This window comes from Deltaproteobacteria bacterium, from assembly GCA_021737785.1.
Classification (GTDB): Bacteria; Desulfobacterota; DSM-4660; order Desulfatiglandales; family Desulfatiglandaceae; genus AUK324.
Genome location: JAIPDI010000066.1, coordinates 1 through 23,136, shown reverse-complemented (window position 1 = coordinate 23,136; position 23,136 = coordinate 1). Strand labels below are relative to the sequence as shown.

The window sequence follows — 23,136 nt, the reverse complement described above, 5'->3', positions numbered from 1 at the left end:
GTTCGCTCGGCGGGGCTTCGACCCTTTGGATTACTCCGCGGGCCGCCCGCTCCGCTACCTGCTGAACGAGCAATTAACAGGGTAACCTCCTTTCAGGTTACAAGATCAGCCAGGCTTAGCCTGGCGCACCAAAGACACGGAGAAAAACACAAAAATTCAAAAAATTCATTTTAAGGCCCTAAAATAAACCCCCTTTGTGGCTTCGTGGCTTTGTGTGATAATAAACTACCTTTCGCAGGGCGAATCCGGGATCAGCTTGCCTGGATTCAGGATATCGTCCGGGTCGAAGGCATGTTTGATGGAACGTTCGAATTCCAGGTCCTTGTCGCTGAAAATAAAACAGGTCTCGCTGATCTTCTCAAGACCGACGCCATGCTCGCCGCTGATGGTCCCGCCGGCCTCGGCGCAGAGCTTCAGGATCTCCGAAGAGGCCTTCAATACCCTCGCCTTCTCTTCAGGATCCCTGTCGTCGAACATGATGAGCGGATGAAGATTTCCATCCCCCGCATGAAAGACGTTGCCGATGGGGACATCATACTTCTTGCCCACCTCAAGGACCTTTTTCAGGACTTCCGGGAGCCGGGTGCGCGGGACTGTCCCGTCGCAGCAGACGTAACTGGGCCTGACCTGTCCCACGGCCCCAAAGGCGCCCTTTCGGCCGGCCCAGAGAATGGCCCGCTCTGCGTCGTCTTTTGCCAGCTTTACCTCCCGCACATTGTTTTTCCTGCAGATTTCCATTATCCTTTCCGCGTGTCCATCCATCCCTTCGGGCATTCCGTCCAGTTCGATAATGAGCACCGCGGCGGCGTCCAGGGGATAGCCCACCTTGATGGTTCGCTCCACGGCCCGCATAACAATATTGTCCATCATCTCAAGGGTGGCCGGAACAATCCCCTCGGCAATGATGGCCGAAACCGTATTGGCCCCGTCCTGGATGGTGTCGTAGATGGCCAGCATGGTCTTGACCGCTTCCGGGGCCCGCTCCAGTTTCAACATGATCTTGGTGACCAGGCCCAGGGTCCCTTCGCTTCCCACCAGAAGGCCTTTGATGTCATAACCGAAATTGTCAGGGCATTTGCCGCCCGTCCAGACGACCGCGCCGTCGTCCAGGACGATCTCCAGGCCCAGGACATGATTGGTGGTCACCCCGTATTTGAGACAGTGGGGTCCGCCCGAGTTCTCCCCGATGTTTCCGCCGAGGGTGGACACCTTCTGGCTGGCCGGGTCCGGCTGGTACACAAACCCTTTTTTCAGGACCTGGGTTTGAAAATCGAGGGTAATCACGCCCGGCTCCACAATGGCCGTGCGATTGGGGATATCGATCTCCAGGATCCGGTTCATCCGCGAGAAGTGCACCACGATTCCCCCGGCAACGGGGACCGTCCCTCCGGTCAGATTTGTGCCCGATCCCCTCCCCAGGATGGGGATTTTTTCCCTGTGGGCCAGGGCCATGATCCTGGACACCTCTTCCGTGGTATCGGGCAGTACCACCACGTCGGGCATGGCCCTTTCCAGAGAGGCATCATAGCTGTAGAGGGTAAGGTCCATATCCGATGACAGGACATACGCGTCTCCCACGATCTCTTTCAAAGATTCAATGAGCAGGTGTTTATCCATAAGGATCTCTTTATGCCGGGTTGGGGTTGCTGAAAAAAGTCTTTTTCCACCTCTGATCTCTGATCTCTGTTGCTGATACCGGCTACATATTGAAATAGCTGATGAAATGGGTCGAAGAGGCGATAATGGGAAGCTTGCTTCCTCGAGGTTCGCCAACAGGGTCACCCCTCCAAAATTGAAAGAACATATTCGCCGACTCGCCGTTTGTCAAGATTTCTGCAGGGTGTTTTGAAGGGGCAAGAGATGTGGAGAGGCCTTTTTATTCACCATCTCATTTAATACTATCAAATTCCCTTTGTTTTTGGTATAAAGTTAAATTTTGCTTTGGTCAAAGTAGAATGAATTTGCTTAGAAAAATAAGAGGTATTTAGGAAATGATGAAGCGGGCACATATCATTGGGACAGGTCTGTCGGTACCTGAAAGGATACTGTCCAACAAGGATCTGGAAGGCATTGTAGACACAACCGATGAGTGGATCGTACGCCGAAGCGGAATAAAGGAGCGACGCATCTCATCTCCTGACAGGGATGAAACCACCACCCACCTCTCGACCCAGGCTTCAAAAAAGGCGCTGGAGATGGCGGGGGTCGATGCGGATCAACTGGACATGATTGTCGTCGGCACCGTCACCTCGGATTGCCAGTTCCCTTCAACGGCATGTATGGTTCAAGAGGCCCTGAACGCAGAGAACGCCGTGGCATTTGACGTCTCGGCCGGGTGTTCGGGATTCCTGTATGCACTCAACACGGTCAATAACGCCATTCAATGCGGGACCTGCAAAAAGGCCCTGGTGGTAGGCGTGGACCGTCTTTCAAGTGTTGTCAACTGGCATGATCGCGGCACATGCGTCCTTTTGGCGGACGGGGCCGGGGCCGTGGTGGTGACGGCCAACCAGGAAGAGGGTGGGATCCTTTCCAGTCATCTGAAGTCGGATGGCAAGTTGTGGAATCTCCTTTATTCTTCCGATGGAAACGGTTATACGCCCACTATTCTTCAAGGCCTGAGCAAAATGCCGTTTCATCTGAACATGAACGGCAACCGCTTGTTCAAGAGGGCGATCGAATGCCTGTCATCCATTGCAAAAGACGCCATGAAGCACAACTCCCTCTCGAGCGACGAGATCGATCTGGTGGTCCCTCACCAGGCCAATATCCGAATTATTCAGGCCATGGCGGACAACATCGGAGTCCCCATGACCAGGGTATTCACCAATCTCCATAAATACGGGAATACCTCCTCCGCCTCCATACCGATCGCCCTGGATGAGGCCTGGCGGGGGGGTCTGCTGAGCAGAGGCAAGAACGTGCTGCTGGTCAGTTTTGGGGCGGGATTGACCTGGGCGGCCTCGATTATGAAATGGAGTATGTGACAGGATTGACCCTTTTCGATCGATAATTGAATATTGGCACCCTGGGACCGCTGAGACCGGTTGAACCCTGGGGGCCAGTATACAGCATCCAGTATCCAGTATCCAGAAATGTCCACCTATAGCAAGACATACGATGTGATCGTGGTGGGGGCGGGTCACGCGGGCTGCGAGGCGGCCCTGGCGGCCGCAAGGATGGGGCACCCGACCCTCCTTCTGACCATCAACCTGGACCAGATCGCAGCCATGAGCTGCAACCCGGCCATCGGGGGCCTGGCCAAGGGGCATCTGGTAAAGGAAATCGACGCCCTGGGCGGCGAGATGGCCCGGAATACCGACCAGACCGGAATCCAGTTCAGACGGCTCAATACGCGCAAAGGGCTGGCCGTGCAGGGTTCAAGATCCCAGAACGACCGGGACCTTTACCGTAAACGAATGAAGTCGGTTGTGGAGAACACGATCAATCTGGATATCCGGCAGGCCATGGTTGACCATCTCCTGATACGGGATGGACGCGTGTACGGGGTGGAGACCCAGATCCATGAAAAATTCCTCTCCCGGACCGTCGTCCTGACCGCCGGGACCTTTCTGAGAGGTCTCATCCACGTGGGTCTGGATCACTTTCCCGCCGGCCGCATGGGAGACCCGCCTTCTGTCCGGCTCTCCGAGCAGTTGGCATCCCTCGGGTTTGAGGTGGGGAGGCTCAAGACCGGGACCACCCCGCGACTGAACGGCCGGACCATCGACTATGAGGGATTGGCGGTCCAGTCCGGAGACCACATCCCCAAACCGTTTTCATTTACGACCACCCACATCCCGCTCCCCCAGGTCCCCTGTCACATCACCTATACCAACTCAGACACCCACAGCATTATCCGGGAGGGGCTGGACCGGTCCCCCCTTTTCAGCGGGATTATCGAAGGGGTGGGCGCCAGATACTGCCCCTCCATCGAAGACAAGGTGGTGCGCTTTGCCGACAAAGAGCGACACCAGGTGTTTCTGGAACCGGAAGGATTGAACACCACAGAGGTCTATCCCAACGGACTCCCCACCAGCCTTCCCGTGGACATTCAGATTCGGATGGTGCGTTCCATCCCCGGACTCGAGCGGGCCGAGATCGTGCGGACAGGGTATGCCATCGAATATGACTATATCGATCCGATGCAGTTGACCCCGACCCAGGAGACCAAATTGGTGAAAGGGCTGTTTCATGCGGGCCAGATCAACGGAACCTCAGGCTATGAGGAGGCCGCGGCCCAGGGCCTGATGGCCGGCATTAATGCGGTCCTGAAGGTCCGGGGCGATCCGCCCTTCATCCTTTCCAGATCCGAGGCCTACACCGGGGTCCTGATCGACGACCTGGTGACCAAAGGGACCCGGGAGCCCTACCGGATGTTCACCTCCCGGGCGGAGTACCGCCTCCTTCTAAGGGAGGATAACGCGGATTTCAGGCTCAGGGACAAGGGCCGGGAACTGGGGCTGGTCTCCGATGAGATCTACCGGGAGTTCTGCAAAAAACGGGACCAGGTCGAGGAGCTTTGCTCACGACTGAGGGCCGTCACCCTGAAACCGGATCCCGTGACCCTGGACAGGCTCAAGGCCCTGGGCGCTGCCGCCATCCGGAATGCCACGACACTGGAGCAGCTCTTGAGGCGGAGCGACGTCTTCTTTGAGGATCTCTCCCGCTTCGATCCGGAACTTTCCCGGACCCGGGAGGATGTGGCCCTGGAGGTGGAGACCCGAATCAAATATGAGGGGTATATCGAACGTCAGGAACGTCAGGTGGAAAAAATGAAACGGATGGAAACCGTCCGGCTTCCGGAGAAAATGGACTATGGATCGGTCCATGGGCTCACAAATGAGGTAAGGGAAAAACTGGGCCGGATCCGGCCCATCTCCCTGGGCCAGGCCTCCAGAATCTCCGGGGTGACGCCCGCGGCCATTATGGCGATTCAGGTCTATATGAAGGGATTGAGGAACCAAGAAATTTAGGAATTGAGGAATTGAGGGATTGAGGGATTGAAGGATTGAGGAGTTGATAGGATTGAAAAATTGAGGGATGCCGGGATTGAGCGCTCACAGGAGACAGGGTGTTTGCAATACTCTCTGAAGCTTGCAGCCAATACCTTGTGCCCTAAACTTCGCGCCTTGCGCCTATTTTGAAGGATTAACAACGTGTCTAACCACATCATCAAGACAGCCTGTCTTCTGGCGGGAGCCCTTCTGGTTTGTCTGTATGGCTGCGGCAAGGAGGCCGAAACCGGTGTGGATAAGAAGGCGGACCCACCTGCAGAAAAACAGGTCAACATTTGTCCTGTCGAGGCGTCCGCCCCTGAAGGGAGCATGGAATATGTGGGCGTGATGACTGCGCACCGAAAGGTGACGGTCTCCGCTGAATTGGGCGGGCTCATCGAAAGACTGTCCTTTGAAAAGGGAGACCGGGTTCGGGAGGGAATGCTCCTTGCCGAGGTCGGCGCTGTCAGCGCACGACTCCAGGTGAAGGAGGCCGAAGCAGCCGTCGCAGCCGCCAGAAGCGGGCTGAACAAGATGGAAAAGGGAAGCCGGCCCCAGGAGATTCAGATCGCCACCTCTGCGGTGAGTGCGGCGGAGGCGGCCCTGTTCGAGGCCGAGAAGAACCATGAGCGCATAAAGCGCCTCTATGACATTCGCGCCGTTTCCAACAGCAGTTACGACACCGCGGAACGACAGCTGACAACGGCCAGGGCAAATATGGAATCGGCGAAACAGCAGCTGGTCATGGCCCTGGAAGGTCCCCGCATCGAAGATATAAATTCCGCCAAGGCCGCGCTGGCCCAGGCAGAGGCGGTCCTGGCCCTGGCCGAAGACCGATTGAAAAAATCGATGATTCGCGCTCCCTGTGACGGGGTTATCGCCTTTCGGGAAGTGGAACAGGGGGAGGTGATACTGCCGGGGACCCCCATCACGGAGATCGTTGAGCTGGGCCGGATGAAAATAAAGTTATCCCTCAGTGAAAAGGACGTCCACCTGCTCAAGGATCACACACAATTTCCCTTTACCGTGGATGCCCTTCCCCGGGAGGAATTCTCGTGCCGGGTTTTTTTTCTCTCACCCACTGCCGACACCTCTACCCGAGCCTTTCCCCTGGAACTGGTGGTGGACAACCCGATTCAGGCCATGGCCGACGGAATGACCGTCAGGGTCAGGCTTCCTGCTGCAGCCGGCAAGAAGGTGGTCAAAATCCCCTCTGCCTGGCTCTCGGAACAAGACGGTAAAATCGGCATATATGTTTTTGAGGATCAAAAGGCCCGGTTTAAAGAGGTCACCCTGGGGGCCTACTACGAAAACCGCGTGGAGATACTGAAGGGTCTCCAAAGCCAGGACCTGATTATTACCAATCCCTCGGGGCTCAAGGAGGGGGAGGCGGTGAAGGTGAGGCAGTAGGCGTAAGGCGTTAGGCGTTAGGCGTCAGGCGCGTTGATCTCCGGGCACCCCGGAGAAATAGGCTTCGCATTTCACAGGGTAAACTTTAGCTCACGTTAGTCACATGACCTTACTTTAGGCGCTTCTTGCTATGTTTCTCACCCGGTTCAGCCTATCGAGGCCCATCGTGGTTCGGATGGCCCTCCTTCTCATCCTGATCTTCGGCATCTATGCCTATCGGTCCATGCCGCGATTCCTGGATCCGGACATCACCATCGGCGAGGGGTTGATTATCACCATCTGCCCGGGGTTTTCACCCGAGGAGATGGAAAGCCTGGTGACCAAGAAGATCGAGGACGAATTAAAAGGCATATCCGAAATACGCCGGTTTGAATCCAGCTCCTACGAGAGCACCTCCAAGATTCACGTCTACTTCAACACCCAGCTCAACGACTATGAGATCGACCAGGCCATGCAGGAGGTGAGGAACGCGGTGGATCGCGTCGACAACCTCCCTGAAGAGGCCGAGGTCCCGATCGTAATCGAGATCGATGTTGCCATCTTCCCCGTATGCATGGTGGGGCTCTCGGGTCAGATCCCGATGATGCAGCTTCAGGACGTCGCCCGCGACGTGGCCGACGCCTTTGAAAACATTAAGGGGGTTTCAGAGGTGGATATCGTAGGGGAGCGGGAACCCGAAATATGGATCGAATTGAATCCCCGCCGCATGTCCGCCTATGGCATCTCCGTACCCGAAGTGGCCCAGGCCATTGCCGAGCGCACTCGAAATCTTCCCGGCGGCACAGTGGAGATGGACGCCCACGAAACCGCCATCCGCATGGTGGGGGAGCCTCAAGATCCCAAGGACCTGGGAGAGATTGTCCTTCGGAGCACCGACAAAGGAACAATATACCTGCGGGACCTCGCCCGGATCACGCCCACCCTGGAAAAGCCCTGGACCCTGACCTTTATCGACAAGAAAAACGCCCTGGTCCTGGGCATCAAGCGGAAAAAGAACGTCAACATGATTCAGATCGTGGACGACGTCAAGAGGCTCATGAACGAGATTCCGGCCCAGTACCCCGGTCTCAAGACCACCCTCTATTTCGATCAGTCCCGGGAAATCAAGAAGCGGATCAAAGAGCTTCAGGTCAACGGCATGTTCGGCATCGGCCTGGTCTTCCTGGTCCTATGGGTCTCCATGGGGATCAGGAATGCCCTCTTTGCCTCTGTGGGCATCCCGGTATCTTTCCTCCTGACATTCATCCTCATGAAGGCCTTCGGCCTTTCCATCAACGCCCTGACCCTTTTTGGTCTGATCCTGGTCCTCGGCATCGTGGTGGATGACGCCATTGTGGTACTCGAAAATATCTACCGTCATATAGAGAAGGGAAAGTCCCTGGTTCAGGCCACCCTGGAGGGGAGCCGGCAGGTCCTGGCCCCGGTCCTGGCCTCGGTCACCACCACCATGGTCGCCTTTTTCCCGATCCTCGTCATGGTGGGCGGCGTCATCGGCCGGTACCTGGCCGACCTCCCCAAGGTGGTCATCTTTGCCCTGACCGCCTCTCTCTTCGAGGTTTTCTTCATGCTTCCATCCCATGTGGTTGAATTGACACCGAAAACCGGTGACGGAAAAAAGCGGAAACCACGGTTCGACATCTTCCACCCGGTCAGAAGAATCTATTACCCCTATCTGCGGGTCATCCTTCGTCATCGCTATATCTCCGTCCTGTTTATCCTGTTTTCCACTGCCCTGGCCTTTTTTCTCTATTTCAAGACAGATTTTGTGATGTTCCCGAAGAGCGACGTGTTCCCCAGGTTCAATATCTATTTCGATCTGCCGGCCAACTCCACCCTGGAAAGATCCAGGAAGACACTCATGGCCCTCTCGGATCTGGTGAGGGAACGGATCGGCGATGAACTGAAGGCCCCCATTGCCGTGGCAGGGATGAAAGAGATCAACTATGAGCCGATCTACGGAACCCATTTCGGAATGCTCATGGTGATCCTGAAGGACGAAAAAGAGCGGGACCACTCTGTGGTCGAGTTGATGGACAGGGTCAGGGAAGAGGCCGGACACCTCCTGACCTCCCTGGGGGCCACCTCATTCGTCCTGGAACGCCTGATCGAAGGCCCTCCGGTGGGCGCGGATGTGGATATCAAAATCCAGTCGCCCCAATGGGAGAGTTCCGCCGGAATATCCCGCCTGATCCGGGAAGAGATGGCAAAACATCGGGGAATCGTGGATATCCAGGACGATTTTTCCAGGGAAAAGCAGTTCATGGAGATCACCGTGGACGAGGCCAAGGCCAAGAAACTGGGGATCGACCAGAACCATCTGGTCATGGCGGTCCAGGCCGCATTCCACGGGCTGGCCGTCGCCACGTACAACCAGGGGCGGGAAGAACAGGAGGTCAAGCTGAAGTACCTCCCCGAATTCCGCCGCGATTTCGACGATCTGGTGAACATGATGATCGTGGTCCCCGGATATGGGGAGGTGCCGCTCAAGGAAATGGCCGATATCCGCCTGACCCCGGGGTTTCACAATATCTATCACTACAACGGCAAGCGGACCGTCCGCCTGACAGCCAACATCAGGGAGGTACAGGATACACCCGAGGGGTCGACCGGGTTCTTCTCCCAGCTGAGCGGTGAAAAGATGACCGCGGTCAGGGCCAATGCCGTGGCAAAGGACTATTTCGAAAAAATCCGGACCGATTTTCCGGGGGCGAGGATGATCGCCGGGGGTCTTCAGGAGGAAACCAATTCCTCTCTCATGGAACTGGGCCAGGCAGGCATCATGGCCCTCTTCCTCATATTCTTCATCCTCTCGCTCCAGTTCAACTCCTTTACCCAGCCCTTCATCATTATGATCACCATCCCCTTTGTCACCCTGGGGGTCATGGTAGGACTTCTGGTAAGCAACAATCCATTGACCTTTGTTACCCTGATCGGTCTGTTGACCCTCACCGGGATTGTGGTCAACGACTCCCTGGTCCTCATCGATTTTATCAATCGGTACAGGAAGGAACATCCGAAAGAACTCTATCTGGCCATTTTAAGGGGATGCCATGTGCGAATGCGGCCGATCATCCTCACCTCTCTCACCACCATCTGCGGTCTGGCCCCCATGGCCCTGGGCGTGGGCGGCAAGTCGGTCTTCTGGGCCCCCCTGGCCACGGCCATCATGTGGGGCCTGGCGTTTTCCACTATCCTGATCCTCTCCATGGTTCCGGCGTATTATGCCATTTTAGAGGACATCGGCTATCTCGTACGGCATCGCAAACGGAGAAAGGCGGATACCCTGAGGGAGATCGACGCGGCGTTCGATTACGAGGAGTTCAAGCCGTTTTTCAAACCGAGAGACGGAAATGGGGATTGAGGGATTGAGTTTCCTCCGTGTCTCTGCGTCTCCGTGTGAGACTTTGTTGATTCGGCTCTTCCGGGTTAAGGGTTGACGAACGGGAAGATAATGACCAGAATAGCGCATCCCATCAAAGGAGGGTATGAGGAACATGATTCAGAATGACCAGTGGATCTGGGTGGTGGTTCAAGATCCGGGCGAAAACGAACAGTTTCTGGGGCAGCGGGATGAGAAAGAAGGGATATCCTTCATCCCCGTCTGGCTCGAAAAGGATGCGGCCCTTGACGGGCTGAAGCTTCTGGCCCGGGACCAGGGGATCAAATACGAGGTTCAGGCCATCCAATACCAGACCCTGGCCCCCAAGGCGGCTGAAGCGGGTTTCCGGCTCTTTGTCCTGGACGCCTCCGGCAAGGTCCTGGAACAGATCACGCCCTGAGTATGGGCATTAATACCTGGTAAGTTTTCTCTCACGAAAAACAAGAAGATCTGATACTCCATCTGCGCACAACCGTCAGGGTTGCGGTTATCCGCATTAGATGATCCCGGCCGAATAGATGTGCGAGGGAGGTGAAGGGTCCATGGAACGGGGACCATATCAAAAATATATCTACTGGATGACGGAAGAGGAATCAGAGGCCTTGAGAGATGAACTGGCCTCCCGACAAATCAAGGTCAAGACGGCCAAGGGGATTGTCTGCACCCCCCTCGATATCATCAACAAGATCTCCATTGTTCCCCCTGAAGTCTGGAACGATACCTGCGGCAGACAGGGAAGCTGGTACAGGACCTCGGACAAAAACGGCCTCTACCTGGTGGTCAGCTCCTTTGAACTGGAAAATCATCGGGACCTGCGGGCTGCCGTCATTACGGAATCAGATTTCAGACCGCCAAGGTTGGCTTCTGCAGAGGATAAAAGAATACTTTACGAGGACTCTCAGCTCAAAGAGCGGCTGCCCGAAGACTGGAAGCATGTGGAGGAGACCGAGAAACGGATTTATCTGAGGTGGGCCAGGAGGCTCGGTTCGGATATCCAGGATTACGATATCCTGTATCGATCCCATACGGCCAATCATGCCAACTTTATTCATCCCCGCTTCTTCGTCCGGGAAGACGGCCGGAAAATTCCCTATTCCATTGACCGGAGCGCCCTTCTCTGTTCCTGCTGCGTGGAACTCTTCCAGGTATTGGGGAGCCGGTTTGAGAAAAAATTCGTTGCGCCCTGCCCCGGGGCTACGATCTTCGCCCGCCTGAAACCAGACCGGTACCTGCTGGTGGAACGGTAAAGGAATTAACCCTGGCATCGACCTGTACCGGCAGGACCCTGTCGCATACCCCCTGGTGAATCATGGCTATCCCCTTTGAGGAAACCTATGACCAATTCATGGCCGACCCGGAACGATTCCTGACCGGTGCGCTGCATATTGTGGGCATATTCATCGCCGGTGCTGTGGTCTGGTGGCTGATCAGTCTGATCATCAGGCGCGTAGAAGACCGATTTAAGGACCGTCCCTTTTTCAGCACCAGCGACCGCTTTTTCCACCTGCTTCGGCGGGCCGGCCATTACGCGGTCTACCTGTTTGTGGGGATGGCCCTTATCAACCTGATCCAATCCGATCTCTTGAACCGAATCTTCGGGGCATTCATGATCATGCTGCTGTCGTCCATTGCCTGCAGCATTGTCAACAGCCTCATCCCCTATCTGGAACGAAACCTGGCCGCAAGAACAGACACCCATATGGACGATGTCATAGTGGATCTGACAAAGAAATTCTCCGGGATCGCCATATATGTGGCCGGCGCCATCATGGCGATGGACCGGCTCGGCCTGAATGTGATGCCCTTTGTCGCCGGCGCGGGCGTGGCCGGCATCGCCATCGGGTTCGCCGCCAAAGACACCCTCTCCAATCTCATCTCCGGCATCCTCCTGATCATCGATCGGCCCCTCAAGGTGGGGGACCGCATCGAGCTCTGGTCCGCCCCCAAAAACTCCGCCTCCTGGGGCGATGTGGTGGATATCGGGCTTCGGGCCACCAAGATCAAGACCACGGACAACATCGTGGTCATCATTCCCAACAACATCCTTATGAACCGGGATATTGTCAATTATACGGCTATTTCCGAAGAGATAAGGGTCAGGATTCCGATCGGGATCTCCTATGAAGCGGATACCAGGAAGGCGAAAGACCTGATTATTCAGGTAAGTCTGGAACTGGAGTGGGTCATGAAGGATCCCGGGCCCAAGGTGGTGGTCAAGAACTTCGGGGAGTCATCCGTAGACCTGGAGGCCCGGGTATGGATCCGGGACCCCCGCAAGCGGATGGATACCATCTCGTATATCACGGATCGGGTGAAAGAGGTCTTTGATCAGGAAAAGATAGAGATCCCTTATCCGAAACGGGACATTACCATCAGGCGGGAAATCGCTTTCACGCCTGTCTCGAGTCCTGAAAAAGTGTGAGGAAGTGGAGAAACATTGCCATTTCTCAGAATGGCACAAGTGTCCTTAACATAAGATAATTAAACACTTTAGCTCACTATAGACGCTTACAAGGAAGGGAGCATCCCGATGAATATCGACCGCGGGACCATCGACAGGATGTACGCGGACCTTGCCCCAAAGACCCGGACCCGGGTGGACCAGACCGTACAGGCGATCGTCGAGGCCAAGGAGGGAGGCGGCAGGGTGGTGGCCGTGGTGGGGAGCGGTCCCAATATCCACGAAGGGGTAACGACCCTCATTGCCGAACTGATGCACAAGAAGATCATCGACGGGGTCTCCACCAGCTCTGCGGTAATCGGCCATGAGATGGGGGGCGCCCTGGAAAGGGTCAAGCGGATCGACGGCAAGGCCTTTAGAGTCGATGCGGACAAGCTCCCCTGCGACGGCCAATTCGAGATCAGTCTCATCCCGGAGAAGGTCCTGGAGGCGTATCAACAAGAGGTCCATATTGACGTCCCCCTTTATCGGAGAATGCGGCGGGCCAAAGGGAATACCATCATCAAGGTGGCCGGGAACATGGCCTATCCCACCGGGCTTCGCACGGAACGACTGGCCCGGGATGTCCTCGCCCTTTCCAGGAGATACGGCCTTCCCTTTGAACAGGTGGCCGGTTACGGCGCAGATCCCTTCACCATGATAGGGGCGGGGGCACAAAACCGTATCCCGGTACTCGTTACAGTCCCCCAACTGGTAGGGAGCGGCGAGGTGGGACTCTGTATCGGCGACTCCATTCCCATCTCCGAACGATGTCAGCGGATGGCGCACCTTCTGGCCGGGGCGGACGTGATCATTGAATCGGCCCTGGCCCTCTCCCAGGAGATCCATGACGGCCCGTTTGAACGGTATACAGGGCACGGCATTTGGGCGGACTGGGAAGGGGGATGGACCTATTCCCTCAGAGACAAGAAGATCGTGAGGATCGACCTTGACCCCAATCTGGAGAAGGCCTGGCAAAAGGAGCGATCATCAGGGATGGTATCTGCTGCAGTGGACAAGGGACTTCCAAAGACCACCTCCATGCATATTCCCTTCCGCATGGAGATGTCCGGGTTCGCCAGGATCCCTGGAAGTCTCCCTCTGGTGGGCGATATCGGTGAGATATGGCCGGTAATGGCCATAAGGGTCGCAGACGCCCTCGGGATCAAGCTGGACCTGATCAGTTACAAGCAGTCACTTCCTGCCGGCCGGAAATTCCGGGAATGGATTGTCAGACAGGTCATGCCGGTGGATCGGGACCGGATGTTCGAGAGCGTGCGACACATGGTTTCTAACCTTGGCTTGGGCGTGGCTGGATCGCGCGCTAACAACGAAAAGTGAACGCCCAACATCGAACGATGAACGAGACTGGAGCAGCAGTGGCAAGTCGGGTAGAGCTGAGCGAAACCCAACGGCACGGGACGCCGGATTTCAAACCCCAAGGTTTCACCATTGTTTGAACCTCCCCCGTTCGTCACTTGCAACTTTAGGCACTTCAAGTACTTTAGCCTACCTTAGCTCACGTCTAAGCCTCACCAGGGTAGCGCCCCAGCCCGAAGTCCCGGTATCGAGTCCGAACTCCAGGACATGGGGGTCTCTTTCAAGCCGCGAATGGACAATCCGCCGGAGGACCCCCTTCCCCTTTCCATGAATAATCCTGATGTCATGGATCCCCTTCTCATGACAGACCCGGATATATTCTTCCACAAGGGAAGAGGCCTCTCCGGGCGCAAAGGTATGGAGGTCCAGAACCCCGTCGATAGGGATCTCCACCGGTTCGGGATCTGTGTCTGTCATCTCTTTTCCAGGTCCAGTTGATCGCCGAAGGCCTCCGCCAGCTCGCGGCTCAAGGCCCCAAACTCCTTTTCGGTCTCCACCTCCACCACCAGGTCCCGTTCATCCAGGACCTTGAGGAACCCATATTTTCTGACGATCTCTACCACTTTTTTTACATCCACGGTCACCCATCCCTTCATTCGAAGGACCAGTTCATCTCCGTTAAAGGCCCGCTCGATGGTCAATTCCACGTTCCGCCTCTTGGCCTCCCACCCGATCACGGCAGGTTTTACAACCACCGGCGTCACCGGATCGTGCATGGCCGCACATCGAAACCACAATTTTGCCCGAATCATCGGCGATCTCCTTTCATTTTTTAAGGCTGTCCAGCCCTCCAATGATCCTACCCCATTCAACGGATTTTTTAAACCCCTTTGGACAAATAGGGGCAATTCCCATGTTGGGAAAATAGCTGTATGGAAGCGGCTTCCGAGTCCCGCCTACATCTTCGGGCGGGATGGCAAGATGCCACTCACACAGAGTGTTAACGCCGGGTCCGCCTCATCATGAGAATTGCTGGACAAATAGGGGCAGCGTTAAAAGGTGCCGCCACAGTCATTTCCATTCATCAGGAAACCCTGATCCCATGAATCGACTTGTGCCGCGGTTCCCTTCCCCAGGTCCGAACTCGCAATTTCAAGTTTCACTATGCTGTCTTGACACCCTGTCGATGATTTTTTATTATTCTTTCTGCAAAATTCTTCCAGGGAGACAGACCAAAGGAACCAAAGGGGTTTCGGACCTACTCATATCGACATATGGCGAATACGAAAGGGGGTGATGCAGCCAACCTTGCAGGCCATTATCCGGTGACGACTCTCAACCCAAAAATGAAGAGGAGGAAAGGTCATGAAAAAATGGATTGTTTTTGTTGCTGCATCTGCTGTTCTGCTCTTGAGTATCGGCGTAACACCCGCAGTCAGTGCGGATACCCAGCTCTGGGATGTCTATAACAAGGTCCTGAAGAAAGCTAAATATGTGGATTTGACCCATGCCTTCAGCCCGAATATCGCTGTCTGGCCTGGTTTCGGGAATGCCAAGTTCAAGCCCGCGATAGCCGGCAAGGCCTACAAGGGCTACTGCGAGGTGGGCGAACCGTTCGATTATAAGAAGCATGGATTCATCGCCACCTCCTACGAATTGGTGACCGACCAGTATGGGACCCAGTTGGATCCGCCCGCCCATTTTTATGAATACGGGGCCACCATCAGCGATCTGCCCGCCACCTATTCCATCCGGCCTCTGGTGGTTATTGATATCCATGAAAAGGTACAAAAGGACCCCGGGTATCATGCAACCGTCGAGGACATCCAGGCATGGGAAGCGAAATATGGAAAGATCCCCGAGGGGTCGGTCGTGGCCATCCGTTCCGACTGGCACAAAAAATGGAAAGAGACCGATCGATTCGCCCAGAAGCCGTTTCCCGGAACCAAACTGGATGCGCTCAAGTTGCTCCATCTGGAACGAAAAATCCTTTTTCACGGGCATGAACCGCTGGATACCGACACGACGGCTAATCTGGAAGGGGAGAACTGGTTGCTGAAGAACAATTTCTGTCAGGCAGAGGGGATGACAAACCTCGATAAGGTACCCGAAACCGGGGCCCTTATCCTGATCGGTTTTGCAAAGCCCGAGGGGGGAACCGGCGGCTATGCACGGTATATCGCCGTCTGTCCGCCGGACTGGAAATATGGAAACTCCATCGAAGAACTTCCAGGCGCTCCCCTTCCCAAGCAGCCCCATCCCAACAGACGGGACAAGGACGGGGTGTTGAGGCCCATGCCCTAAAATGGAAAGTGCCTGACGCGAATGCTCGCAACCAATCCCGCCAGGCGGGACTCACACCCCAGTACCATTTTCCGAAGCCACGGGGTAAACAAAGTCACGAAGCCACAAAGGAGTTTTATTTTAGGGCCTTAAAATGGATTATTTTTGTTTTTCCGGCACTGACGCGATCTTGGGAGCCCTCTCAAAGATCAACCCTTGATCCTTGAGAGGGACCTTCCCTTGCTTGTTCCCACGTCCGAAGGTCATCCCCGAGCATTGATCCGGATACATCCAAGGAGGCCCTTAACACTCTTCGGGTGCTCGCAGTGACCTTGAACCGGTCATCCATCCTCAGACCGCAGACCCAGATCAACTGATCCCCCTGCGCCAGGAGAGGGATGCGGGCCCTCACATCCGACGGGATCTTCATATCCACAAAGAAATCCTTCAGCTTTTTATGACCCTTCATGCCGAGGGGGACAAACCTGTCTCCCGGGCGGAAGTTCCTGAGCATCAGGGGGAAGACGATACGATCTGCGTCCAGGCAAGCGGTCCAGGGTCCGGCCTCAAGCTCCTGAGGAGATCCCCCGGTTTCCATCTCCTCAAGGGTGAGTGTGCAGCCCAGGGCGTCCATATGAAATGAACCGGTTCCTTCGATACAGGCGCAGTAGGTGTCGGCCGGTGGAGAGACGCCCTTCGAGAAGATCAGTCTTTCATAAGCCTTTCTGACCCGAATTCTGTTGGGAAGCGTGACCTGAACCTGCGGCCTGGTGCTGTGGGCCAGCCGCTTGATCGCCTCGATATGGGCCAGGCCTATCCGTCGCAGATTACCCGCCACGCTCTTTAGCATTTCTCTGACCACATGATTCTTCAAGGCTTCAGGCAATTTTCTGAACCGGGATATGGGGAGGATGGTCTCATTTCCCGGACCGGTTTGGCGCCACTCCGCGATCCAGGACCCGGCCTGGTCATTCAACCATTCATTGTCCGCCCTTGCGATTTCAGCTGTCCGGTCCAGTATCTCCACGATCCTGGGCTGGTATGTCCTGAGCCGGGGAAGGAGATTGAGTCGGATGCTGTTTCTCAGACAGGTGGGTTCAAGATTGGATGCGTCGGTGATATGCTCAAGCCGCCTCTGACGGAGATAAAAGACTATTTCCTCACGGGTCAGCCCGATGAGGGGCCGGATAATTCCATTTCTTCTTGCCGGCCGGATGCCGGAGAGGCCTTCCGGGCCGCTCCCTCGCAGCAGCCGCATGAGGACCGTCTCGGCCTGGTCGTTGAGGGTATGGCCGGTGGCGATCTTCCGGGCCCCGCATCCTTCCTTGACCTCCCGGAGAAAGCCATATCGAAGTTCCCTGGCCTTTTCCTCCAACGAGGCACCCCCCGGATCCAGGGGGGGATCGGCCTTTTTCACGACGACATCCAGATGGAAAGACGCCGCTAATGCCCGAACAAATTCTGTTTCATGGTCATCCGCACCCGGTCTCAACCCATGGTCGAAGTGGGCCACTGTCAACATCATGTCCAGGGCCCCTTTGAGACGATGGAGTATGTCCAGGAGACAGACGGAATCGGCCCCCCCCGAGACGGCCACCACCACCCGGTCGCCCCGCGCGATCATGCCATAGCGGGAGACGGTGGTCTCAACCTTCCTGACAATCCTGTTTACAGGGTCCATGCCCCTCCCGGCCAGACGCCTTGCGCAGGCATCTTTAAACTTAGGGGCTCCGCCCCCAAAGCGATGCCAAAGGGTTTATGTTTACCACGCCTTGCCGTGGTAGAATTCCGAGATATCAAATTAAAGAGACACAGCCAGAGCATAGGGCATATTATATGGAAGCTGTTCCGGGCGCAAGCCGGAAAGACCCTCGACCCATATGGTTGGACTTCACCTGTTCCGGATATTGGTTCACCAAGGAGCACGTACAGGTCGGAAAGCTTTGACAGTCCGGGCCCAACCTGTTATAAAGAGTGTAAGTATGACTCATATTTCGAAACATCATGGGGCAGCCTTTTCTCAAGGGTCGGTGCCTTCAAAATTGGAATCACACTCCTTACCTGTTCCGCATTCAATGCCATGATTCAGATTCAGCAACTTTCCGTAGCCTGCCGCCGCGCCATCCTGATCCTTGTCACAATCGGTATTACCTGGGCCGTTGCTCCTGTGGCTCCGGCCGCCCCTGAGGTGTCCGCTTCCCTGATGTCCTTTCTGCGGCTCGCCCGGCCCCCCGATTTTTGCGGCGAGCCTGTACCGATGGACAATCCGGAGGTCAGAGAGCGCTTTGAAAGGGAATTTCTGCTGTCCGCATGGAATGAACCCCAGGTCATTCTGTGGTTGAAACGCTCCAAGCGATACTTCAGCATCATCGAACCGATGCTCAAATCCGCCGGTCTGCCGGATGACCTCAAATACGTGGCGGTTGCCGAGAGCGCCCTCAGGTGCCATGCCGGATCCTCTCAGGGGGCCGTCGGGTTCTGGCAGTTCATGCCGTCCACCGGCCGGAAGTACGGCCTGACCATCGACAGCCGAAAGGACGAACGCCGAAACATCTTCCGATCCACAGAGGCAGCCATAACATACTTCAAGGAACTTCGTGGCGAACTCGGTTCCTGGACCCTGGCTGCCGCGGCCTATAATATGGGTGAGCAGGGGCTCATGACCGAGATACTGGAGCAGCGGACCGACAACTACTACGCGCTCTACCTCCCGCTGGAGACCCAGGGATTTCTGTTCCGCATCCTGGCCATCAAACTCATCATGACACATCCTGAAAAAATCGGCTTCCAACTTCAGCCCGGTGATTACTACCCGCCCCTGGCCTTCGACAGGATCCGCATCGATTGCGCTGGGGAAACGCCCCTTCGGCTGGTGGCCCAGGCGGCCGGGACACAATTCAAGGTCATCAAGGACCTTAATCCCGATATCAGGGGATACTACCTGGCCCAGGGAACCCACCAAATCCTTGTCCCCAAGGGGGCATCCGCCGGTTTTCAGGCGCGGTTCGCCCAACTGGTCAAGGAATCGGATTCGGGCCAGGACCGCAGGATCTACATCGTCAAAAAAGGAGACACCCTCTCATCCATTGCCGCCGAATTCGACGTCCCCCTCCCCGCCCTCCTCATATGGAACCGGATCGATCCCACACGCCCCATCCACCCGGGCAACAGGCTCACCATCTATACCGGTAAATAGTCACCGGACGAAAATCACACTTCGCGTGATTCAGGCAAAATTCCGAAACCATAAACCTGCGGCAAAGGAGATGGCTGCGATCAAAAGGTATTAACGGAGGTCCACATGGACGCTTCCAAAATGGAATACCATTTTGCGATATAGTATCTGGGTGGTTGAAAAGACCCTCATCTTGCCTAAGCTCTGCACCACTCCTTACACATCCATCACGAAAATTGCTGATAATAATCTTGACAGGGCAGATTCTCCAGATAAAATGACCGAACATGAAAGGTATTCAAAAACGACATTTGCAGCTGAATTTGCCATAAAGGCAGTCGGCCTTCCTAAATGCCCGGAACTTCCACCTGGCATTCCTTGTCTGCCTGCGATATCTTATTTTCTACAGGTCTCCTGCGGGCGTTGTGCCTCTGTGAGAGGCAGAGATCCTCGCGCGGCACGACAATCCGATGTTTTCAATTGCCCATGATAATTCACAAATCAAGATTCGACCCCGCGCCGCCATGCCGAACGCGAAGACGCACCGGTGCCGTCAGATTCAACTGCATGATATGAACCATTCGGAGAAGCGCTGTGTATAACGACAAAAAGGTCATCGTGGTAATGCCGGCGTACAATGCCGCCAAAACGCTGCAAATAACCTATGATGAAGTCATGGCTCAAGGAATCGTCGATCTGGTCGTCATTGTAGACGATGCCAGCCGGGATGAGACGGTTCAGATCGCACAAGAACTCCCCAATGCCGTAGTCCATGTGCATTCCAAGAACCTGGGATATGGGGGCAATCAAAAATCGTGCTATGACATTACCCTAAAAAGCGGAGGGGACATCATCATCATGGTTCATCCTGACTATCAATACACCCCGAAACTAATCCCCGCCATGGCCTCCATGATCGGAAACGGATTATACCATTGTGTATTGGGTTCCAGAGTCTTGGGAGGGTACGCCCTAAAAGGGGGAATGCCTGCGTGGAAATATGCGGCCAATCGTTTTCTCACCTTTGTCGAAAACATCCTCCTGGGGGCCAAACTCTCCGAATACCACACCGGATACCGGGCCTTCTCCCGAGAACTCCTTGAAAAACTCCCGATCCAAAACAACTCAAACAATTTCGTGTTTGACAATCAGATGCTTGCTCAGATTATCTGGATGGGATACGTGATTGCTGAAATCAGTTGTCCTACCAGATATTTTCCAGAGGCATCCTCGATCAACGTTCCAAAAAGCGTCATGTACGGGATAGGATGCCTATGGACGGCATGCGTCTTCCGTCTGGCCAGGATGAATATTATCACCTCGAAATTATTTCCTGAAATTCAGAACTGAACCAATACAAATTCCGAAATCGTATCCGAACGGAAACCCGGAAAATCAAGAAACAGTGAAATATGAGAAGAGGTTCTGTTAATGTAAAATTTCCTGATATGCCTGGTCCAAAAAGCGTCTCGTATCGGCCCGGTCCTCAAGGGAAAGAGCCCTTTCAAAGCCATACCCCTTCACACTAAAAGTCCTTGACACACCATTTTGAAGGTGTTATGAGCAGATTATCTACTCATAACATGGAGATTCCATGGAGAATCTTTTTTCAGGCCTGATCGCCTCCAAGATGCGGATCAGACTCCTTACCCGCTTTTTCTTCAACCCCATGACCCGTGCCTATCTCCGGGAACTGGCAAAAGAGTTCAATGTCTCCTCCAATGCGGTTCGCGAAGAACTGAACCAGCTGACCCGAACCCAACTCCTCACATCCGAGAGGAATGGCCGACAGGTCCTCTACATGGCCAACCAGGACCATCCCCTTTTTCCGGAATTGCGCTCCATGGTGAGCAAGGCCATGGGCATCGATCAGGTGATCGACAGCATTGTCACCCGTCTGGGAGACCTGGAACGGGCCTATCTGATCGACGATTATGCCGAGGGCAAGGATACCGGGATTGTGGACCTGATCCTTGTAGGAGATATCGACCAATATCATCTCAATGATCTGAGCAGAAAAACTGAACGATATATCAAGCGGAAGATCCGGTCCCTCGTCTTAAAAAGAGACGAGTTTGAGGAATTGCTCCCCCGTCTCACGGAAAAACCCCTCGTCCTCATCTGGGAGGCCAAAGGAACACCCGGGAAACCAGCAGATTAAACCAACCCGGACATTATATTCGGGACATCTTCGACGCTGGTGTCGGGCAAAATTAGATTATAATTTAAATGGTTACAGCCTGAAGCCCGCTGTAAGCCACGGGGCGGAGCTGGGCAAACTGGTTCAGGTGCATACCGCCTTCTCTGGTTACGAAAAGCCGAACCAAACCTTGCAGTATGCGATGGTTCCCGATACGATTGGTTACGTCACAAGGTCGCCCATCCAAGGCAATTAGACATGATCATCATGTGATGACATATACTGATGTTGACGCGCCGACCATTCCCACAACATGGCCTGGTCATTCGTGGCAAAGAAGTCGCTGAGCATATTCATCGTTTATCGGCAATCAGTTACAACCGAAATATCCCAGGTCTGTTTGCGTTCTCCGCGCCTCTGCGGTGAATCTTTAACCGACGAAACGAACATGACAATGATCATACAAGGAAAAAACCGAACAGCCCCCCCTCAGATGTTGCCCGAGGAGATGGCTGCGGTCAAAAACTATTTCACAGAAAGAAACGACGTGGCCTTTGCCTATCTCTTTGGAAGCAAGGCCAGGGGAACTGGCGGCCCACTGAGCGATATCGATATCGCCATCTATCTGACCGAAGGACCTTTTTCGGAGAAGAGGATAGAAATTCTCGGGGATTTGATCGATATCTTGCGCACGGACAATATCGACCTCATCCTTTTGAACACCGCCTCGGAAAGCCTCAGGGCCAGGGTAATCCGGAATAGGCTGATCCTGGCCGACAACCTCCCTTTTACCCGTCACCGCTTCGAATCACAGACCATGCGGGCCTACATGGATTTCTCCAAAATGGAACACCGCATATTGGAACGACGGTACCTGCATGGTTGACAAACCTCTCATATTGAAAAAGCTCTCCGTTTTGGATGAATATCTCAAACAGATAGGGGAATACGCATCCATATCTCCAAAAGCCTATATAGATGATTGGAAGATCCAGAGGATTGTCGAGCGCACCCTGCAGATGATGATTGAAACATGCCTGGATATTGGCGAGAAATGCCAGCGACATGCCCTCAAGATCCCGTCAATCCTGTACGATAGAAGTCCAATATCTGCCCTCGCACACATGAAAACCTCTCATTCCGTACATAATTCGGCAGAATAAAATCAACCTGATTATGACGGGCATAAAGCACTCACCCATCCAACGATCTTAACCATCGAGGCATGATGATCATTCTGCTCAACGGCACATCGTCCGCCGGGAAAACCACGGTTGCCAGGATCATGCAGGAAAAATACAGGGGTGTTCTTCTGCTTTACGGAGTGGACACCATGGTCCAGACCGCTTTTCCGGCCAAATGCGATTATCCGCCCTTTGACGAACAGGCCATCAGGCTGGAAACCTCTGAAGTGGACGGCCATACCCATGCCAGACTTATTGTCTCGCCTTACATGTACCCGGTGTATACTGCTGCTGTAAGATTTTACAGGATGCTTTCAGAGCAGGGGTATAATCTGATTGTGGATGAGCTGCTGTTCGACGCCAACCGAATCACCCCCTACTTTGAGATCCTATCCCATGAAAAGGTTTATTTCATCGGTCTTCAGCCGGAAAAGGAGGTGGTCCTAAGGCGCGAACAGGAGAGGGGCGACAGGATTCCCGGACTGGCTGCCGGATTGTACCAGGAAGTGTATCATCCGCTGTTTACTTATGATCTGCTTCTTGATACCGGAAAACTGGATCCGCAAGAAACGGCCGAAAGGATCTTGGAGTATGTTGATCACCACAAAACGCCCAGGGGCTTCAGTATTTCAGCGGAAAAGTGGCTGAAACAGCGTTGAGCACTACCCATCGGGAGCATTACCGGTTTGTTAATGGATTTTTGATGGATTAGCGAAAAAAGTTCTGGACATTCCTGCTGATTGCCTGTATAGCATAATGGACTATCTTATGAAAGGCAGGTGATCAAAAGGTGCCGGAACGTTTAGAG

19 protein-coding genes are annotated in these 23,136 nt (G+C 54.6%); 15 read left to right on the top strand and 4 right to left on the bottom strand.

The annotated features are described in order from the left end of the window. Positions 1 to 225 precede the first annotated feature (225 nt). Positions 226 to 1,617 (bottom strand): FAD-binding protein, encoded by a 1,392-nt coding sequence (locus K9N21_21845; protein ID MCF8146560.1) that lies wholly within the window; start codon positions 1,615 to 1,617, stop codon positions 226 to 228. A gap of 377 nt (positions 1,618 to 1,994) precedes the next feature. Here K9N21_21845 and K9N21_21840 point away from each other — a divergent pair, with 377 nt between their 5' ends. The 8 genes from K9N21_21840 (at position 1,995) to K9N21_21805 (ending at position 13,567) form a co-directional block, all read left to right on the top strand. Next, a complete protein-coding gene (locus K9N21_21840) occupies positions 1,995 to 2,987 on the top strand; it encodes a ketoacyl-ACP synthase III (protein MCF8146559.1) in 993 nt (330 codons plus the stop codon). A 108-nt stretch (positions 2,988 to 3,095) separates the two neighbouring features. Further along, positions 3,096 to 4,976 carry a tRNA uridine-5-carboxymethylaminomethyl(34) synthesis enzyme MnmG gene (gene mnmG / locus K9N21_21835; protein MCF8146558.1) on the top strand — a complete coding sequence of 627 codons (1,881 nt, stop codon included), beginning with the start codon at positions 3,096 to 3,098 and terminating at the stop codon, positions 4,974 to 4,976. Positions 4,977 to 5,159: 183 nt separating this feature from the next. After that, entirely contained in the window at positions 5,160 to 6,407 is a 1,248-nt protein-coding gene (locus tag K9N21_21830) for an efflux RND transporter periplasmic adaptor subunit (protein MCF8146557.1), read from the top strand. A gap of 130 nt (positions 6,408 to 6,537) precedes the next feature. Beyond that, a complete protein-coding gene (locus tag K9N21_21825) occupies positions 6,538 to 9,768 on the top strand; it encodes an efflux RND transporter permease subunit (protein ID MCF8146556.1) in 3,231 nt (1,076 codons plus the stop codon). A 133-nt stretch (positions 9,769 to 9,901) separates the two neighbouring features. Then, positions 9,902 to 10,186, top strand: coding sequence for a hypothetical protein (locus K9N21_21820; GenBank protein MCF8146555.1), 285 nt, complete (start codon positions 9,902 to 9,904; stop codon positions 10,184 to 10,186). Positions 10,187 to 10,328: 142 nt separating this feature from the next. Next, on the top strand, positions 10,329 to 11,033 hold the full coding sequence (locus K9N21_21815; GenBank protein ID MCF8146554.1) for a hypothetical protein: 705 nt from the start codon (positions 10,329 to 10,331) through the stop codon (positions 11,031 to 11,033). Between the two features lie 62 nt (positions 11,034 to 11,095). Then, positions 11,096 to 12,208 (top strand): mechanosensitive ion channel family protein, encoded by a 1,113-nt coding sequence (locus tag K9N21_21810; GenBank protein ID MCF8146553.1) that lies wholly within the window; start codon positions 11,096 to 11,098, stop codon positions 12,206 to 12,208. 108 nt (positions 12,209 to 12,316) lie between these two features. Beyond that, positions 12,317 to 13,567, top strand: a complete 1,251-nt coding sequence (locus K9N21_21805) for a hypothetical protein (GenBank protein MCF8146552.1) — start codon at positions 12,317 to 12,319, stop codon at positions 13,565 to 13,567. Positions 13,568 to 13,735: 168 nt separating this feature from the next. Here the strand turns inward: K9N21_21805 and K9N21_21800 are convergent, their stop codons facing one another. After that, positions 13,736 to 14,023, bottom strand: coding sequence for a Smr/MutS family protein (locus K9N21_21800; GenBank protein ID MCF8146551.1), 288 nt, complete (start codon positions 14,021 to 14,023; stop codon positions 13,736 to 13,738). Next, complete coding sequence (locus K9N21_21795; protein ID MCF8146550.1) at positions 14,020 to 14,358, bottom strand: hypothetical protein; 339 nt, start codon at positions 14,356 to 14,358, stop codon at positions 14,020 to 14,022. The genes K9N21_21800 and K9N21_21795 overlap by 4 nt, the downstream gene beginning before the upstream one ends. 553 nt (positions 14,359 to 14,911) lie before the next feature. Between K9N21_21795 and K9N21_21790 the strand changes: the two genes are divergently transcribed. Next, positions 14,912 to 15,850, top strand: a complete 939-nt coding sequence (locus K9N21_21790) for a cyclase family protein (GenBank protein ID MCF8146549.1) — start codon at positions 14,912 to 14,914, stop codon at positions 15,848 to 15,850. A gap of 181 nt (positions 15,851 to 16,031) precedes the next feature. On the opposite strand, the gene tilS is transcribed toward K9N21_21790, so the two are convergent. Then, positions 16,032 to 17,510, bottom strand: coding sequence for a tRNA lysidine(34) synthetase TilS (gene tilS, locus K9N21_21785; protein ID MCF8146548.1), 1,479 nt, complete (start codon positions 17,508 to 17,510; stop codon positions 16,032 to 16,034). A 522-nt stretch (positions 17,511 to 18,032) separates the two neighbouring features. Here tilS and K9N21_21780 point away from each other — a divergent pair. From K9N21_21780 to K9N21_21755, 6 genes are all read left to right on the top strand, one after another. Beyond that, the gene (locus tag K9N21_21780) at positions 18,033 to 19,025 is read left to right on the top strand and encodes a transglycosylase SLT domain-containing protein (GenBank protein ID MCF8146547.1); all 993 of its coding nucleotides are present in this window, start codon (positions 18,033 to 18,035) and stop codon (positions 19,023 to 19,025) included. 573 nt (positions 19,026 to 19,598) lie between these two features. Then, positions 19,599 to 20,354 carry a glycosyltransferase family 2 protein gene (locus K9N21_21775; protein ID MCF8146546.1) on the top strand — a complete coding sequence of 252 codons (756 nt, stop codon included), beginning with the start codon at positions 19,599 to 19,601 and terminating at the stop codon, positions 20,352 to 20,354. Positions 20,355 to 20,598: 244 nt separating this feature from the next. Next, positions 20,599 to 21,165: a winged helix-turn-helix domain-containing protein gene (locus K9N21_21770; GenBank protein ID MCF8146545.1), complete on the top strand. Its 567-nt coding sequence runs from the start codon at positions 20,599 to 20,601 to the stop codon at positions 21,163 to 21,165. Positions 21,166 to 21,592: 427 nt separating this feature from the next. Beyond that, positions 21,593 to 22,030, top strand: coding sequence for a nucleotidyltransferase domain-containing protein (locus K9N21_21765; protein ID MCF8146544.1), 438 nt, complete (start codon positions 21,593 to 21,595; stop codon positions 22,028 to 22,030). Further along, positions 22,023 to 22,307 carry a DUF86 domain-containing protein gene (locus tag K9N21_21760; protein MCF8146543.1) on the top strand — a complete coding sequence of 95 codons (285 nt, stop codon included), beginning with the start codon at positions 22,023 to 22,025 and terminating at the stop codon, positions 22,305 to 22,307. Before K9N21_21765 ends, K9N21_21760 begins: the two co-directional genes overlap by 8 nt. Before the next feature lie 62 nt (positions 22,308 to 22,369). Continuing rightward, the gene (locus tag K9N21_21755) at positions 22,370 to 22,987 is read left to right on the top strand and encodes a chloramphenicol phosphotransferase CPT family protein (GenBank protein ID MCF8146542.1); all 618 of its coding nucleotides are present in this window, start codon (positions 22,370 to 22,372) and stop codon (positions 22,985 to 22,987) included. Positions 22,988 to 23,136: the final 149 nt, after the last annotated feature.

Excerpts from the sequence above, each read along its gene's own strand:
- K9N21_21845 (MCF8146560.1), bottom strand. The coding sequence starts at position 1,617 with ATGGATAAACACCTGCTCATTGAATCTTTGAAAGAGATCGTGGGAGAC.
- K9N21_21840 (MCF8146559.1), top strand. The coding sequence starts at position 1,995 with ATGAAGCGGGCACATATCATTGGGACAGGTCTGTCGGTACCTGAAAGG.
- mnmG (MCF8146558.1), top strand. The coding sequence starts at position 3,096 with ATGTCCACCTATAGCAAGACATACGATGTGATCGTGGTGGGGGCGGGT.
- K9N21_21825 (MCF8146556.1), top strand. The coding sequence starts at position 6,538 with ATGTTTCTCACCCGGTTCAGCCTATCGAGGCCCATCGTGGTTCGGATG.
- K9N21_21820 (MCF8146555.1), top strand. The coding sequence starts at position 9,902 with ATGATTCAGAATGACCAGTGGATCTGGGTGGTGGTTCAAGATCCGGGC.
- K9N21_21815 (MCF8146554.1), top strand. The coding sequence starts at position 10,329 with ATGGAACGGGGACCATATCAAAAATATATCTACTGGATGACGGAAGAG.
- K9N21_21810 (MCF8146553.1), top strand. The coding sequence starts at position 11,096 with ATGGCTATCCCCTTTGAGGAAACCTATGACCAATTCATGGCCGACCCG.
- K9N21_21805 (MCF8146552.1), top strand. The coding sequence starts at position 12,317 with ATGAATATCGACCGCGGGACCATCGACAGGATGTACGCGGACCTTGCC.
- K9N21_21800 (MCF8146551.1), bottom strand. The coding sequence starts at position 14,023 with ATGACAGACACAGATCCCGAACCGGTGGAGATCCCTATCGACGGGGTT.
- K9N21_21795 (MCF8146550.1), bottom strand. The coding sequence starts at position 14,358 with ATGATTCGGGCAAAATTGTGGTTTCGATGTGCGGCCATGCACGATCCG.
- K9N21_21790 (MCF8146549.1), top strand. The coding sequence starts at position 14,912 with ATGAAAAAATGGATTGTTTTTGTTGCTGCATCTGCTGTTCTGCTCTTG.
- tilS (MCF8146548.1), bottom strand. The coding sequence starts at position 17,510 with ATGGACCCTGTAAACAGGATTGTCAGGAAGGTTGAGACCACCGTCTCC.
- K9N21_21780 (MCF8146547.1), top strand. The coding sequence starts at position 18,033 with ATGTCCTTTCTGCGGCTCGCCCGGCCCCCCGATTTTTGCGGCGAGCCT.
- K9N21_21770 (MCF8146545.1), top strand. The coding sequence starts at position 20,599 with ATGGAGAATCTTTTTTCAGGCCTGATCGCCTCCAAGATGCGGATCAGA.
- K9N21_21765 (MCF8146544.1), top strand. The coding sequence starts at position 21,593 with ATGACAATGATCATACAAGGAAAAAACCGAACAGCCCCCCCTCAGATG.
- K9N21_21760 (MCF8146543.1), top strand. The coding sequence starts at position 22,023 with ATGGTTGACAAACCTCTCATATTGAAAAAGCTCTCCGTTTTGGATGAA.
- K9N21_21755 (MCF8146542.1), top strand. The coding sequence starts at position 22,370 with ATGATGATCATTCTGCTCAACGGCACATCGTCCGCCGGGAAAACCACG.